Origin of the sequence: Paenarthrobacter sp. TE4293, from assembly GCF_050435325.1 — a bacterium.
GTDB lineage: Bacteria > Actinomycetota > Actinomycetes > Actinomycetales > Micrococcaceae > Arthrobacter > Arthrobacter nitroguajacolicus_C.
In genome coordinates, this window is the sequence record NZ_JBNJRY010000005.1 from 253,070 (window position 1) to 265,773 (window position 12,704).

The 12,704-nt window shown below is 63.5% G+C and carries 16 protein-coding genes; 6 read left to right on the forward strand and 10 right to left on the reverse strand.

Annotation, left to right across the window (positions count from 1 at the left end; translation table 11 throughout):
* Positions 1 to 46: 46 nt before the first annotated feature.
* The 3 genes from QF015_RS12275 to QF015_RS12285 all read left to right on the forward strand — a co-directional run bounded on the left by QF015_RS12275 (position 47) and on the right by QF015_RS12285 (position 1,916).
* A complete protein-coding gene (locus tag QF015_RS12275; RefSeq protein WP_310210806.1) occupies positions 47 to 682 on the forward strand; it encodes a TetR/AcrR family transcriptional regulator in 636 nt (211 codons plus the stop codon).
* Positions 683 to 760: 78 nt separating this feature from the next.
* Positions 761 to 1,411: a CG0192-related protein gene (locus tag QF015_RS12280; protein WP_429389324.1), complete on the forward strand. Its 651-nt coding sequence runs from the start codon at positions 761 to 763 to the stop codon at positions 1,409 to 1,411.
* Positions 1,412 to 1,496: 85 nt separating this feature from the next.
* Entirely contained in the window at positions 1,497 to 1,916 is a 420-nt protein-coding gene (locus QF015_RS12285; RefSeq protein WP_310210812.1) for a hypothetical protein, read from the forward strand.
* 47 nt (positions 1,917 to 1,963) lie between these two features.
* Here QF015_RS12285 and QF015_RS12290 read toward each other — a convergent pair whose 3' ends face one another.
* The 7 genes from QF015_RS12290 to QF015_RS12320 all read right to left on the reverse strand — a co-directional run bounded on the left by QF015_RS12290 (position 1,964) and on the right by QF015_RS12320 (position 7,322).
* Positions 1,964 to 2,272 (reverse strand): DUF3040 domain-containing protein, encoded by a 309-nt coding sequence (locus QF015_RS12290; RefSeq protein ID WP_310210973.1) that lies wholly within the window; start codon positions 2,270 to 2,272, stop codon positions 1,964 to 1,966.
* A gap of 235 nt (positions 2,273 to 2,507) precedes the next feature.
* Complete coding sequence (locus QF015_RS12295; protein ID WP_310210816.1) at positions 2,508 to 2,888, reverse strand: RidA family protein; 381 nt, start codon at positions 2,886 to 2,888, stop codon at positions 2,508 to 2,510.
* A 20-nt stretch (positions 2,889 to 2,908) separates the two neighbouring features.
* Positions 2,909 to 3,811: an ABC transporter substrate-binding protein gene (locus QF015_RS12300; RefSeq protein ID WP_429389327.1), complete on the reverse strand. Its 903-nt coding sequence runs from the start codon at positions 3,809 to 3,811 to the stop codon at positions 2,909 to 2,911.
* Between the two features lie 41 nt (positions 3,812 to 3,852).
* A complete protein-coding gene (locus tag QF015_RS12305) occupies positions 3,853 to 4,620 on the reverse strand; it encodes an amino acid ABC transporter ATP-binding protein (RefSeq protein ID WP_310210822.1) in 768 nt (255 codons plus the stop codon).
* On the reverse strand, positions 4,617 to 5,552 hold the full coding sequence (locus QF015_RS12310; protein ID WP_310210828.1) for an amino acid ABC transporter permease: 936 nt from the start codon (positions 5,550 to 5,552) through the stop codon (positions 4,617 to 4,619). Before QF015_RS12310 ends, QF015_RS12305 begins: the two co-directional genes overlap by 4 nt.
* On the reverse strand, positions 5,549 to 6,529 hold the full coding sequence (locus QF015_RS12315; protein ID WP_310210831.1) for a dipeptidase: 981 nt from the start codon (positions 6,527 to 6,529) through the stop codon (positions 5,549 to 5,551). Before QF015_RS12315 ends, QF015_RS12310 begins: the two co-directional genes overlap by 4 nt.
* A 25-nt stretch (positions 6,530 to 6,554) precedes the next feature.
* Positions 6,555 to 7,322 carry an IclR family transcriptional regulator gene (locus tag QF015_RS12320; protein WP_310210834.1) on the reverse strand — a complete coding sequence of 256 codons (768 nt, stop codon included), beginning with the start codon at positions 7,320 to 7,322 and terminating at the stop codon, positions 6,555 to 6,557.
* Between the two features lie 193 nt (positions 7,323 to 7,515).
* On the opposite strand from QF015_RS12320, the gene QF015_RS12325 reads away from it, so the two are divergent.
* From QF015_RS12325 to QF015_RS12335, 3 genes are all read left to right on the forward strand, one after another.
* Positions 7,516 to 9,189: a hypothetical protein gene (locus tag QF015_RS12325; protein ID WP_429389330.1), complete on the forward strand. Its 1,674-nt coding sequence runs from the start codon at positions 7,516 to 7,518 to the stop codon at positions 9,187 to 9,189.
* Between the two features lie 3 nt (positions 9,190 to 9,192).
* Positions 9,193 to 9,894: a hypothetical protein gene (locus QF015_RS12330; RefSeq protein WP_429389332.1), complete on the forward strand. Its 702-nt coding sequence runs from the start codon at positions 9,193 to 9,195 to the stop codon at positions 9,892 to 9,894.
* Between the two features lie 171 nt (positions 9,895 to 10,065).
* Entirely contained in the window at positions 10,066 to 10,473 is a 408-nt protein-coding gene (locus QF015_RS12335; RefSeq protein WP_429389334.1) for a hypothetical protein, read from the forward strand.
* Positions 10,474 to 10,479: 6 nt separating this feature from the next.
* Here QF015_RS12335 and QF015_RS12340 read toward each other — a convergent pair whose 3' ends face one another.
* The 3 genes from QF015_RS12340 to QF015_RS12350 form a co-directional block, all read right to left on the reverse strand.
* Positions 10,480 to 10,902: a heat shock protein transcriptional repressor HspR gene (locus tag QF015_RS12340; RefSeq protein ID WP_429389336.1), complete on the reverse strand. Its 423-nt coding sequence runs from the start codon at positions 10,900 to 10,902 to the stop codon at positions 10,480 to 10,482.
* Positions 10,903 to 10,912: 10 nt separating this feature from the next.
* The gene (locus QF015_RS12345; protein WP_310210848.1) at positions 10,913 to 11,893 is read right to left on the reverse strand and encodes a DnaJ C-terminal domain-containing protein; all 981 of its coding nucleotides are present in this window, start codon (positions 11,891 to 11,893) and stop codon (positions 10,913 to 10,915) included.
* A gap of 150 nt (positions 11,894 to 12,043) precedes the next feature.
* Entirely contained in the window at positions 12,044 to 12,703 is a 660-nt protein-coding gene (locus tag QF015_RS12350; RefSeq protein ID WP_310210852.1) for a nucleotide exchange factor GrpE, read from the reverse strand.
* Position 12,704 lies beyond the last annotated feature (1 nt).

Sequence of the window (12,704 nt, forward strand, 5' to 3'; positions counted from 1 at the left end):
ATCATACGATCAACAATGCTGAAAAGGTAATCTAGACTGGTCCTTGATGTCAAGCACTCCACAGAAACGCGCGGTCCGGAAGTCACCGGCAGAACGCGCCGCAGAAATCACCGAGGCCGCCCGCGAGATCGCTCTTGAGGCGGGACTAACTGCACTTACGCTGCGCAATGTCGCGGCCCGGGTGGGGGTCGCTTCGGGGCTGGTGGCGCACTACCAGCCCAACATGGATGCGCTGGTCTCAAGCACGTTCGCCAGCATCGTGGCCGCGGAAACACAGGAAGTTGCGGGCTTGCTGAGCCAGCGTCCGGGCCCCTCGGAACGGCTCGCACTGCTGGTGGACACGCTCCTGGACAACAGCAGACTCGACGTCACGGCAATCTGGGTGGAAGCCTGGACATTGGGACGGCGCAACGAGACCCTGGCAGCCTCGGTCCGCGAACAAATGGACGCCTGGCAGGAGGTCTTCCAGGGAGTAGTGGAGGACGGAAACGCGACCGGAGCCTTCAACGTTTCCGATGCCGCCGCGGTCGCCTGGCAGATCCTCGGCATGGTGGACGGCCTGAACGCTCAGGCCTTGGTCCGCTGGGACGGCGTCAACGATCGCGGCACACACCTTGCCCGTGCGGTGGAGGGAATGGTGGGCGCTGCCCCCGGCTCCCTCGTGGCCACGCCGAGCGCCTAGGCCCAACCCGGAGCTGAACGAACCCGGAGCTGGGCCCACACGCGCAGTGTCAGCGCGCCCTGCCCTAGGCTGGACACCATGGCGATCATTCACAAGGCAACCCTGTCCCCGTCCAAGCTCGAACTCATCGCTGACTACCTGCCGAAGCAGCCCTGGTTTATCCAGGAAGGCGCGCCGGAGCTCATCGGTGCCTACCGTTTCGATGATCCTGCCGGTGAGGTGGGAATCGAGACGCACGTCGTCGCCGCGGGTGACCGCATCTACCAGGTCCCCTTGAGCTACCGCGGCTACGAGCTGGCCGGTGCCGAGGAATGGCTCATCGGCACCATGGACCACTCCGTCCTGGGCAAGCGCTATGTATACGACGCGTGCGCGGATCCCGTCTACGTCAGGGCCCTCGCGACCACCATTCTGACCGGCCGGAAAGAGGCCGAACTCATTGTCGACGGCGAACTGGGACCGCGGCCCAGCACGGTGACGGTGCTAGGCAGCGGAAAGCTCGACGGCGGCGTCCCCACCTTGAGTGCCTCGGCGCCGGTATCGGGCAGCGGCGTGACCATCATTGACGCCGGTGAGCTGAAGTTGAAGGTGGCGCGGGTCCTGGATACCGCTGCGGACGCTTCTGCCAGCACCGCTGCCGCTCCCGAGCTCCATGGCGAGTTGACGCTGAACGGACAGTGGGCCGGGCTGGAGAGCCCGGTGGAGCTGGCGGCAGTGGTCCGCGACTAGGCCTTTCGACGCCGGGGCACCTGTCGGTCATTGGGGCTCCGGCGTAGGCTGGCAAACAGGCCATCTACTGAGATAGGGGTGCACCATGTACAAACCGCAGAACATCATTCCAGCAGCACAGGACCTTGCCCGGGAATGGGTGAAGCACGCAACAGACGGCACATCCGCACAGACGGATGCCGTGGTGCGGTGGGCGCTTGCCCGGATCAACCACGCCGATGTGCCGTCCGTGGTCCACGGTGTCATGCTCACATTGACCGGTAATAAGAAAGCCGCCAAGGAAGCCCGGCGAACGGCCGCCAAAGCGGTGACAAGGACAACGCAGGCCTTGAAACGGAACAGCCGGCAGCGCGCTCCGCGCCTGTCCGGATGGGTGATCGGCCTGCTCATCGGGGCTGTTGCCGGCGCGGGCGCTGTCCTGGCATGGCGCATGATGGTACCCCCGGGCGAACCTGAGCCCGTGAAGGAGACGCAGGGTCAGCCTCCCGTACCACCGGTTCCCTAGGCAACGGCCTTAGCAGCTACAACGAGCAGCACTGGCGAGCGGCCCCGCTAAGGTGCGGGGTCGCCGTCGTGCCTTCCAACCCGCCCCCGAAGCGAGGTTCCGGCCAGCAGCCAATAGGCCCCGGCGCTGGCCAACAGGAATCCTACGACGCCCAGGACCACTATCTGGGTCATGATCCCGGCGATCACCATCACGAAGCCGCAGAGAACGGCCAGGCTGCCGACAAGAGTGCGGGCTGCCGCTCCGCGAGGGCGGCCCGATGTCAACTCGGAGGCGAGATCGGGATCGGTCGAAGCCAGTTCCCGCTCCAGCTCTTCCAAGCTCCTGCGTTCTTCATCCGACAACGACACCGACATCATCCTCACGATGCTCAGGCCATCAGCACGAGCGCTGCTTGCCGTGCCATGCCTTCATTATCTGCCCGTTCCGGCGTTCTAGCCACAGGCAAAGAAGCGCCGTTCAACCCGCTTGTTACCGGGGTGCCGACAGCGTTCCCGCGAGACAGCGAGGGGCCACGGACCGCCGTCGAGCTTCAAGCGCCCGACGGCGGTCCGCGGCTGCGCCGGCAACGTCACCGGACGCCGGGGCAGGTCAGGCCGTTGCGGCGAGCGCCGCCGTCGCAGTCAGTTCCACCTTCATTCCGGCGATGCCGAGCTGGCTGACGCCAAGTGCGCAGCGAACGGGACGCGGCGCCGGGAAGTACTCGCGGTAGACCTCGTTGAAGACGGCCCGTTCAGCCATGTCGGTGAAGTAGATGGTCAGGTGCATCACGTGGTCGAGGCCGCTTCCGGCCCGATCAAGGGCGGATCGCAGGTTGTCCAGCACCTGCTTTGACTGTGCCTCGATGTCTCCGGGGATACTGCCGTCGGGCCGGGTGGGTATCTGGGTGGTCCAGACAACTCCCCCCGTTGCGGCGGTATCCGAATACAGGGCGGATTGCGGGTCCGCCCCGGGCTCGGGAAGGAACGTCACGGTCTCCTGTGCCACCGCCATCAGCTCGTGTGCGCTTTGGACTCGGCGATCTTGGCACCGTCGAGGCCCCTCTTGGCGAAGATCTCGTTGTACTTGCCGTCAGCGATCAACTTGTTGAAGGCCGCCTGGAATGCGGCTGAGAGCTTGCTGCCTTTGGGCAGGGCGATGCCACCTTCAACCGTGTGGAAGACCTGGCCGGCGGTCTTGAGCTTGCCCTTGGATTGCTGGGCGACGTAACCCGCTACTTCTGCGCCCATGCCGGTGGCATCGGCACGACCGCTGGTGACGGCAAGTGTGGCTTGGTCCTGCGTCTTGTAGCCCTGGATTTGGACAGCCGGCTTGCCGGCACTTTCGCATTCCTTGCCGGCGTCTTCCGCGTAGGTCATTTCGTAGGAGCCGCTCTGGAGGGCAACTGAGCGTCCGCAGAGATCGGCGAAGCTGTCGATGGCTCCCTTGTTGTCGTCGCCTCGGACCAAGTACTGGGAACCGCTCTGGAAGAAGGAGACCATGTCCACGGCCTTGGTGCGTTCCTCGGTGATCCAGAAACCGGCGAAACTTGCCTGGTACCGCTGGGACTGCAGGGCGGGGACGATTGCGTCGAAGGCCACAGTGGTGGGCTTGATGGTGACGCCCATCAGTTCTCCGGCAGCGGTCCAGATTTCGGGTTCGATGCCCACCATCTTGTCGCCCTCCATGAAGTCCATGGGCGGGTAGGCGGAGTCGACGGCGATCTCGACGGTGCCGCCCTTCTTGAGTTCTTCGGGCAACAACGCCTGGACTTCGGCGTTGGCCTTGGCTTCAGAAGTGGCTGCCGGAGCCGCGGCGCCGTTGCCGCAGGCTGAGAGCAGAGCAACGGAGAGGAGGGCTGAAGCTGCCGCCATTGGCTTCTTCAGGGCATGACGGGGCTGGGTAGTGGCTTTCATGGTGTTCCTTTGGTGGGTGGGGAAATGCAGGGTGGGTCCTGTTAGAGGACCTTGGAAAGAAAAGCCTGTGTTCGGGGGTGCTGCGGGTTGTTCAAAACATCGCGTGGGTTGCCGCTTTCGATGACGGTGCCACCGTCCATGAAGACCAGGGAGTTTCCCACTTCCTTGGCGAACGCCATCTCGTGCGTGACAACGGCCATGGTCATTCCGGATGCCGCCAGCTCGCGCATGACATCCAGGACCTCACCAACCAACTCGGGGTCCAGCGCGGACGTTGGTTCGTCAAAGAGCATGACTTTCGGCCGCATGGCCAACGCCCGGGCAATAGCAACACGCTGCTGCTGGCCCCCGGAGAGCTGGCCGGGGTAGTTGCCGCTCTTGTTGCCCAAGCCAACACGTTCAAGGAGCTCCAGCGCGTCGGCGCGTACTTCGGTGCGCTTCCTGCCCCGGACCTGCATGGGTGCTTCCATGATGTTTTCGAGGGCGGTCATGTGGGCGAACAGGTTGAACTTTTGGAAAACCATTCCGACGTCGGCGCGCTGCCGGCAAACGTCCTTGTCCTTCATTTCATGGAGATTGCCGTTGCGTTCGCGGTACCCGACGAGTTCACCGTCTACGTGGATGGTCCCGGCGTCGATCTTCTCCAGGTGGTTGATGCAGCGCAGCATGGTGGACTTACCGGATCCCGAGGGTCCCACCACGCACATCACTTCGCCGGCGTTGAGTGCAAGGTTGATGCCGTTGAGGACGTGGAAGTCGCCGTAGTGCTTGTGGACATCACTGACCTGGACCATGGGGAGGGCGTTCATCGGTTGCCTGCCTTCAAGAGACGCCGCGTGTTGAGCAGCTGCGTGAATTTGTTCGTCCGGCCGGAGATCTGCTGGTCGCTGCGGCCGAACTTCCGTTCCAAACGGGACTGGCCGACGGACAGTACCGAGGTTGCCAGGAGATACCAGAGGCTGGCCACGATGAGCAGCGGGATGGTCTGGAACGTTTGCGCGGAGATGAGGTTGACTTGGTACATCAGGTCCGCCACGGCTACCACGCTCACCAGGGAAGTGCTCTTGAGCATGGTGATGGTCTCGTTGCCTGCCGGCGGGATCATCACCCGGGATGCCTGTGGCAGGATGATCCGGCGGAGCGTTTTGGCCCGGTTCATGCCGAGTGCACTCGCCGCTTCCACCTGGCCCTTGTCTACGGCGGTGATGCCGGATCGCACAATTTCTGCCATGTAGGCGGCCTCGTTGAGCACCAAGCCCAGGAGGCTTGCGACGATCGGGGTGATGATCTTGTTCGCATCAAGGCTGGCGAACACCGGGCCACCGAACGGGATACCCAAATTGATGGCCGGGAAGAGCACCGCCAGGTTGTACCAGAAGACCAACTGCACCAGCAGCGGTGTTCCACGGAAGAACCAAACAAAGGCCCATGCGGTGTAGGAAGCGACGGGATTGGACGAAAGGCGCATAATCGCGAGCACCACACCGAGGGCGATGCCGAGCACCATGGCCACCACAGTCAGCCAGAGTGTCAGCCAGAGGCCTTGCATGATGGGCGGTGCGAAGATGTAACTGGCTACCACGTCCCATTCGAAGTTGGGGTTGGTGAACAGGACCAGGATGCCCTGGGCAACCAGGACCAGGATGATGATGGCTGAGACAATCCGTCCGGGACGGCGTAGAGGAATGACCTTGCGGGGCGCAGTGGCGCCTACGGGTTTGGTGGTTGATACGGCGCTCATGCCATGACCTCGCTGTAAAGACGCATCCAGTTTCCACCCATCACGGCGGAAACTTCCGAAGAGTTGAGTCCGCGTCCGGCAAGGCCGTCAGCGATTCCGGCGAACGACTCCATGGAGGTGAACCACTGGGGATCGTCGTCGCCGGGGGCTGATGCCGAGGCGGCACCGTAGTTCGCTTTCCTGGTCCAACGGCCCTGCCTCATCCATGCCAGATCCGCGTCGGTGGTGCTCCCACCCAGATCCGAGCCGATCCCCACATGCTCGATTCCGGCTATGTCCGCCGTCTTGAGGACCATGTCGCACCAGGTGTCCAGCGACTTGCTGTATTCCGGGCCGGCGAGGTTGGGGTAGAGCGCGCAGCCGATGACTCCGCCACGCGCTGCCAATTCCTTGATGGTGCTGTCCGAAACATTGCGAGGGTGGGCGTAGAGGCTCGCTGCATTGGCGTGGGTGATGGCCACTGGCTTGGCGGATGCGGCAATTGCGTCTTTGCACGTCCGCTCCCCCACATGCGAGAGGTCCACCAAAATTCCGTTGTTGTTGAGTTCGCCCACCACTTCGTAGCCGAACCTGGTAAGTCCTGCGTCGCCGGGCTCGTAGCAGCTGGATCCGACGTCGTTCTGGTTGTTGTAGGTCAGCTGGAAGACGCGCACGCCCAGTTCGGCGAACAACCGCACAAAGCGGATGCGGCCCTGCAGGGACGACGTGTTCTGGAAGCCCAGCAGTACCGCTGTGCGGTTCTCGGACCTCAGCCGCCGGATGTCATCGGCATTGCGGGCAAGACCGGCAACATCACTGTTTTCTTCGATGAGTTCACGCCATTTCGCAATGGAGTCCAAGGATTCAAGGGCGTCGTCCCAAAAACCGCACGTGACCGTAATACAGTCGACGAGCCCGGACCGGATGGTCCTCAGCGTCCCGGAATCGAAGCTGCCGCTTTCCATCCCGTCGACGTAGATAGTGTCGGGTGTTTTCATGGTCTGGTAGTTCCTCTGGTTTGTACTAGTTGGCTGGATGCCACAGCGCATGGAGGTTGTCAGCGCCGGCTTGGAGCCTGCGCGCCACGTCCTCGATATCCAGGCGCTCTTCGGGTCCCAGGACGCCGAGTGCGGCAACGCAGTAGCCGCGATCGTCCATCAGCGGGACGGCAACGGCCGTGATCATGTCTTCGTCGTCGGGTTCCCGCGCCGAAACGGCGTAACCGTTGCGGCGTACGCGGGCAAGTTCGGTTTGTGTGGAGAGTTTTGCGCCCGCGGCCCTCAATTCATCGACGACGGCGGGATCGGCGAACGCTGTCAGCACGCGTCCCGACGCGCTGTCGTCCAGCGCCCAGCTCATTTCCGAGCTGATGTCGGCACGGATGCGCCGGCGCGGTTCCATGCGTTCGACGATGTGGGCAGCATCCCCGTCGAGAACTGCCAGGAACGTTGACTCCCTGGTGGCTTCCGTGAGTTGGCGCATGAGCGGCAGGACCCGCTCGCCGATGCTGGACTGCTCCATGGCAGCCCGGCCCACGCGGCTTGCCCGCATGGACAAACGGTACGACCCATCGTCGAGTTGCTCCAGCCATCCTGCATTCACGAAAGTGACCAAGTGCTGGTGCAACGTAGCCCTTGACCAGCCCAGTTGCCGGGACAATGTGGGCGGCTTGACGGGACGGCGATGCTCCGCGATTGCTTCGAGCAGGCCGAGGGCCCGGCTGGCTGAGCTGAGAGTCCGGGTTGCGGACTTCTGAGCGGACTGTTCTTCGAGGGCTGGTGTATTTTCCATTTGTCAGGAGCATACGTGCGCTGCGACACAGATACAAGACCCATCTTTCAACATTGCCTCTTTTGGCATAAATCCGCCCTATCGCAGGATTTGATGTATGTGTATGCTGAACAACGTCACGTATGCGTAGACGTACGTTCTCAATCTTGCCCGCACGTCCGGGCACACCACACAGTCATTGAATGGAGCAGGAATGATGCAATTGAGGGATCCGGGGGTCGTCATGACACCCGATGCGCTGGGCGCGCTGCAGCCTACGCGCTTCAGCGCCAGCCGGACGCTGATCACCAGGATGGTCCAGGAGCGCTGGGTTATCTCCCGCGCGGAATTCACTATCGATGCTGCAGGACAGGGCAACGCCCGCTACCACGTGGCCGTCAACGACGACTGGTCCTTTGAGTTCGTGGTGTTCTCCAACGCGCCCAAGGAGGGCGTTGAACGTACCGACCGGATCATCGGCAGTCATTGGGACATGATGGGTGCACTCATTGAAGGCGCCGCAGGCGACGAACGCATTGAGCAGACCAAGCGTGAGCTGCCCAAGCTTTACGGCGGACGAGCCGCGCCGGGAACCTTGATTTGGTGCCGGGCCAACCGCAGCATGCGGGCCTTCGACCTCACTGTTGAGGCCTTGTCCCGGGGCGAACAACCACCAGCAAGGGTGCTCGGTGCTGTTTGCTACCTCATGCGCAACACCGGCCTTGACGGGAACGGAACCTTCGGTACACGGTCGTTCGCCGCCTACGAAGCCGACCACCCGCTACGGACGCCGTACCACGCGCAAATGCTCACGTCATACCTGATGCGTGAATTCAGCCTGGATCTGGCGGAACACATGGCCGCGGCCCAAGGCCCGGATGCTGTTGGGTTAAGCCCTGAATTCCGTCGCTTCCTCGGCCTTGGCAACGCCTCCGGACTTGGCTTGGTGCTGTTCGCCAAGAACCATCCGCAGATGGTGGACCGCTGGATCACCTTGCGGGAATCGAGCCTGGCGGAGGCACGGGACATGGTCCTTGCCGCAGACTCACCCGAATTGGACCGACTCGACTCACTGTTGGAACGCGCCGTCAGTTACAAAGCCAAAGACCGGATGCGCTACACCTTTCAGCCCGCGGCGCAACTGGTGAGTTCCGAACTCGCCGAACTCCGTTCCCGGCTGGCGGCATTGAGGGAAATCTCCGGGGAGCCTGGCAACCTGCTCGACTCCATCTATCAGGAGGCCACGGACTTCACTTCCGAAACACAGGAGATCCTGTGCGCCCTGTTGATGGAACTGCTCCCGGCGCCGCAGAATATGCCCAGCCTGATCACCGTGGAAGAGCATGCCCCGGCATCACCGGCCACGCCTGCCGGTGAACTCCTGGACGTCATCGCCAAGGACTACGGCTGGGCAACGTCGGTGGACCTGGATGACCCGTCAGCGCTGCACTTCGGTTGGTACAAGTCCGCCAATGCCGAAGAACCCCGCCGCGGACCGCTCAAGGACCTTCCCACGGTTTTCGACGACATGACGCTGGACCTGCCCGAGAAGCTGCAGCAACTGGTCCCCCTTCTCCGCGACATGGACCCGGCCACGACCGCAGGTTCAGTTGCCCGGCAGTTCCCTGAGTACCGCGTCACCATCGAACGACTGCTTGCCTTGCGGGACACCGCCTATCACACCGTCCGGGCGAACACCCGTGATGAGCACTTCAACCCTGCCCACATCATTCGTCTCTTCAACAGCGCCTTTTACGGCTTGGACAAAACCAAGGAAGACGGGCCGGTTGGCGTTGTGGGAGTCCTGTTCCACGGCGCTCCCACACCCGCAGAGATCGCCAGCGGGTCCGGCCAGGACTGGCTGTTTCCCGCAGAACCGGAGGACTAAACAATGAGCGATTCCAAACTGACACCCCCACCCGGCAAGGCAGCTATGTCGGTCCGTGAATGCCGCCTGATCCTAGAGCGACTGCTGGTCGCATCGGGCGCCACGGCCGGCGAAGTCCCAGCAGCCCGCGATGCCCTCCTGGCTGCCGAAGTTCACGGACTGGGCCTGCTCCAGATGATCCACAAGCATCCGCTGAGCCTTCCCACCGAACCGGTGGGTTACGACGAAACCGGTCCCATCGTCGTCGTTGATGGTGCCGGCCGCCTGTCAGCGCTCCTCATACCGGCGCTGCGGGACATTATTCTTGAACGCCGAACCGTGGACATCACCGTCGCCAACGTCAGTGCACCGGAGTTGTTGCAGGCCCTTGATTCGGTCCCGGAGCTGGACTCAAGCCAGGTCCGGGTTTCGGTTCAGGCACCCGGTGCCGTAACAGTCAGCGCCTCCCCCGCCGATGAGGCCACGGTGGCGGCACGCCTCGCAGCACGCACGCGGCGCATCGCCGACGCGCAGGTGAACGGCCTGCCTGTACCGGGCGTCGTTTGGCTTGAGCTATACCAGCGGTCCAACGCAGCCCTGCTGGGAGAATCCGCGGAAACCCGAAGCCACGCCGGATATAACGACGTGGACGAAACGGGTCGGATCGTGAAGCAAATGGACGACGACGTCGATGTCGAGTTCGCGCTTCAGCAGCTGGCCGGCTGAGGTACTTCGGTCATGGCTCCGCCCCGGTTCCCGATGATGGGAGCCGGGGCGGAGCGTGGCACTGGGCGGCCGCGACTTACCAGGGGTTCCCAGCATGCTTACGATGGAGTGGCGGGTTGAGGCCCACCAACGCACGGACTCCCGAACGCCGACCGGAAAGTTGAACTCCCCATGGCACGACGAAACTCCACCAAGGCAGCAGAACTCACCGGTGCCGGTTCCACACGGCGCGGTCCCGGCCGCACCATCTGGCTCATCGCAGCAGGCCTCGTTGCCGGAATCGCCGGCGGAGCTTTCGCCGTCCGGATGCTTGCTCCGCAGGCTCCAAACCCCGAACCTTCGCAGCCCGAACAGCCCGAGCAACCTGAAGAGATCCTGGTCCGCGAAGAGCCGGTGGAGATCTCCACGCGGATGCGGCCGGGCGAATGGACTGAGGAATCACTGCAGGAGCACGTCGAGAACTACCGTCAGCAGATCCGGGACATGGGTGCTTCAGAATCGCAGATCGTGACCAATGTGGAGCGCACTGAAGGCGGCGCTGCCCGCGTGGTGGTCAGCTGGGACCGAACCCGGGCTTAGCTCCGGCTAATCCCCCGACCGTGGCCGCCACACCACGACAGCTTGCGACCTCGCCCGGGGCCGCTGCCCGCGGGCCAGGCTGACGACGTCGCCGGCCGCACCAGCGGCGAAGATGCGTGCATCCACCGGTGTGCGGCGGCGGGTCAGTTCCTCGGTCAGTTCAGCTACGCGGTACTGCAGCGCCGCCACCTGGTTTTCGAGGTCGAGGATGCGCTTGATGCCCTCAAGCGAGACGCCGGACTGCGAGAGGCGCTGGACCTCCCGCAGTTTATTGACGTCATTCTGTGAGTAGCGGCGGGACTTGCCGGGTGCACGGCTGGGCGAGACGATGCCCAGGCGGTCGTACTGGCGCAACGTCTGCGGATGCATGTCTGCAAGCTCCGCAGCGACGGAGATGACAAAGATCGGCTGGTTGACGTCGATTGCCATGACCGCCTCCTTACAACCGGGCCTTTGCGGCCAGGTCGTGACGCGGGTTGGCGTCGGTGGTGGCGGCAGCGAACGCCTTCACAGCTTCCTCCGCTTCCTTGTTCAGGTTCTGCGGAACCGCGACGTCGATGGTCACCAGCAGGTCGCCGGTTGCCTTGGACGTTTTCACGCCGCGGCCCTTGACCCGGAGGGTGCGACCCGACGGTGTCCCGGCCGGGACGCGCACCTTGACGGTGTCGCCGTCGAGCGTTGGAACCTCGATGGTGGCGCCCAGCGCCGCCTCCGCGAACGTGACCGGTACGTGGATGCGGATGTTGTCGCCATCCCGGTGGAAGAAGTCGTGCGGCTTCACGTTCACCGTAATGATGAGGTCGCCATTGCCGGCCGGACCAGCATTGCCCTTGCCGCGCTGGCGGACTTTCTGTCCATCCTTGATGCCTGCGGGAATCTTGACGTCGATGACGTTGCCGTTGCTCTCACGCAGGCTCACCGTGGTGCCCTTGATCGAGCCGGCAAACGAGATGGACGAGGTGGCCGTCCGGTCCGACCCCTTCTGCGGGGCCCGCTGGAAGCCGGTCTGGCCGGCACCGCCGAAGCCGCCGCCAAACAGGTCAGCGAATTCCGGAGGAATGCCGCCACCTGCGGGCTGGCGGGCACCCGGGCCGCCACCAAACAAGCCACCGAACAGGTCCTCGAACCCGCCGTTGGCCCCGGCGCCACCGCGTCCGGCTCCAGCACCCGGAGCGAACCGGGCACCGCCCATGGCGCGGATGGCGTCATACTGCTGCCGGTCCTCAGGACTCGACAACACCGAGTAAGCCTCGGAAATGTCCTTGAACTTCTTCTCCGCAGCAGCATCCCCGGAGTTGGTATCAGGGTGGTACTGCCGCGCCAGCTTGCGGTAAGCCTTCTTAATATCCGCGTCGGACGCGTCCTTGGCGATACCAAGGATCGCGTAAAAATCCTTTTCAACCCAGTCCTGGCTGGCCAAGAGCGTTTCCTTTCAAGTCAATAAAAACGTGCGGCCGCAGTCATCGCGCCTCTGGCGAGCTTACAACCGACGCGAAACCGGATATGGGGCGGCGGTGTGGAGGGCACCGCGAAGCGGGCACCGCCCCATATCCGGTGAAGCGTCTTCTAGTTACGCCGGAACCGCAACGATGACCTGGGCTGCACGCAGGACCCGCTCACCTGAGCGGTATCCGGAGCGCAGCACCTGGCTGACCGTGTCAACCTCGATGTCCTCGCCGGGCTGCTGGATGAGTGCCTCGTGGATGGTGGGGTCGAATTCGACTCCCGTATCCGCGATGCGCTCCAGTCCGTACGTCTTCAACGCGTTCTCCAACTTGGCGGCGATGGCGGCGAAGGGGCCGCCGTCGAGGTCACCGTGCTGGCGTGCTGCATCGACGTCGTCCAGCACCGGGAGCAGGGAGTTCAGGACGCCGATGACGGCCATCTCTCCTGCTACGGCGCGGTCGCGTTCGACGCGCTTGCGGTAGTTGACGTACTCAGCCTGAAGGCGGAGGAGGTCGTTGCGGAGCTCGGCAGCCTGGGCTTCAGCCGCGGCACCGGAGGCTACCGACTCTTCAGCCGGCACCTCTACCCCGTTGAGGATTTCCTCAGCCTGGGAGAGGGCGTCGCCGTCCGTGGGAGCGGCGTTGCCTTCGGTGGGAGCCGCAGCTTCGCTTTCAGGCTGACGAGCTTCGCCGGTCTCCGGGTCAACCTTGCGGTTGTCGCGAATAACGGGCTTGCGCGGCTCGTTGCCTTCAGAGTGCTCTGCTTCGTTGCCGTGGTGAGGCATG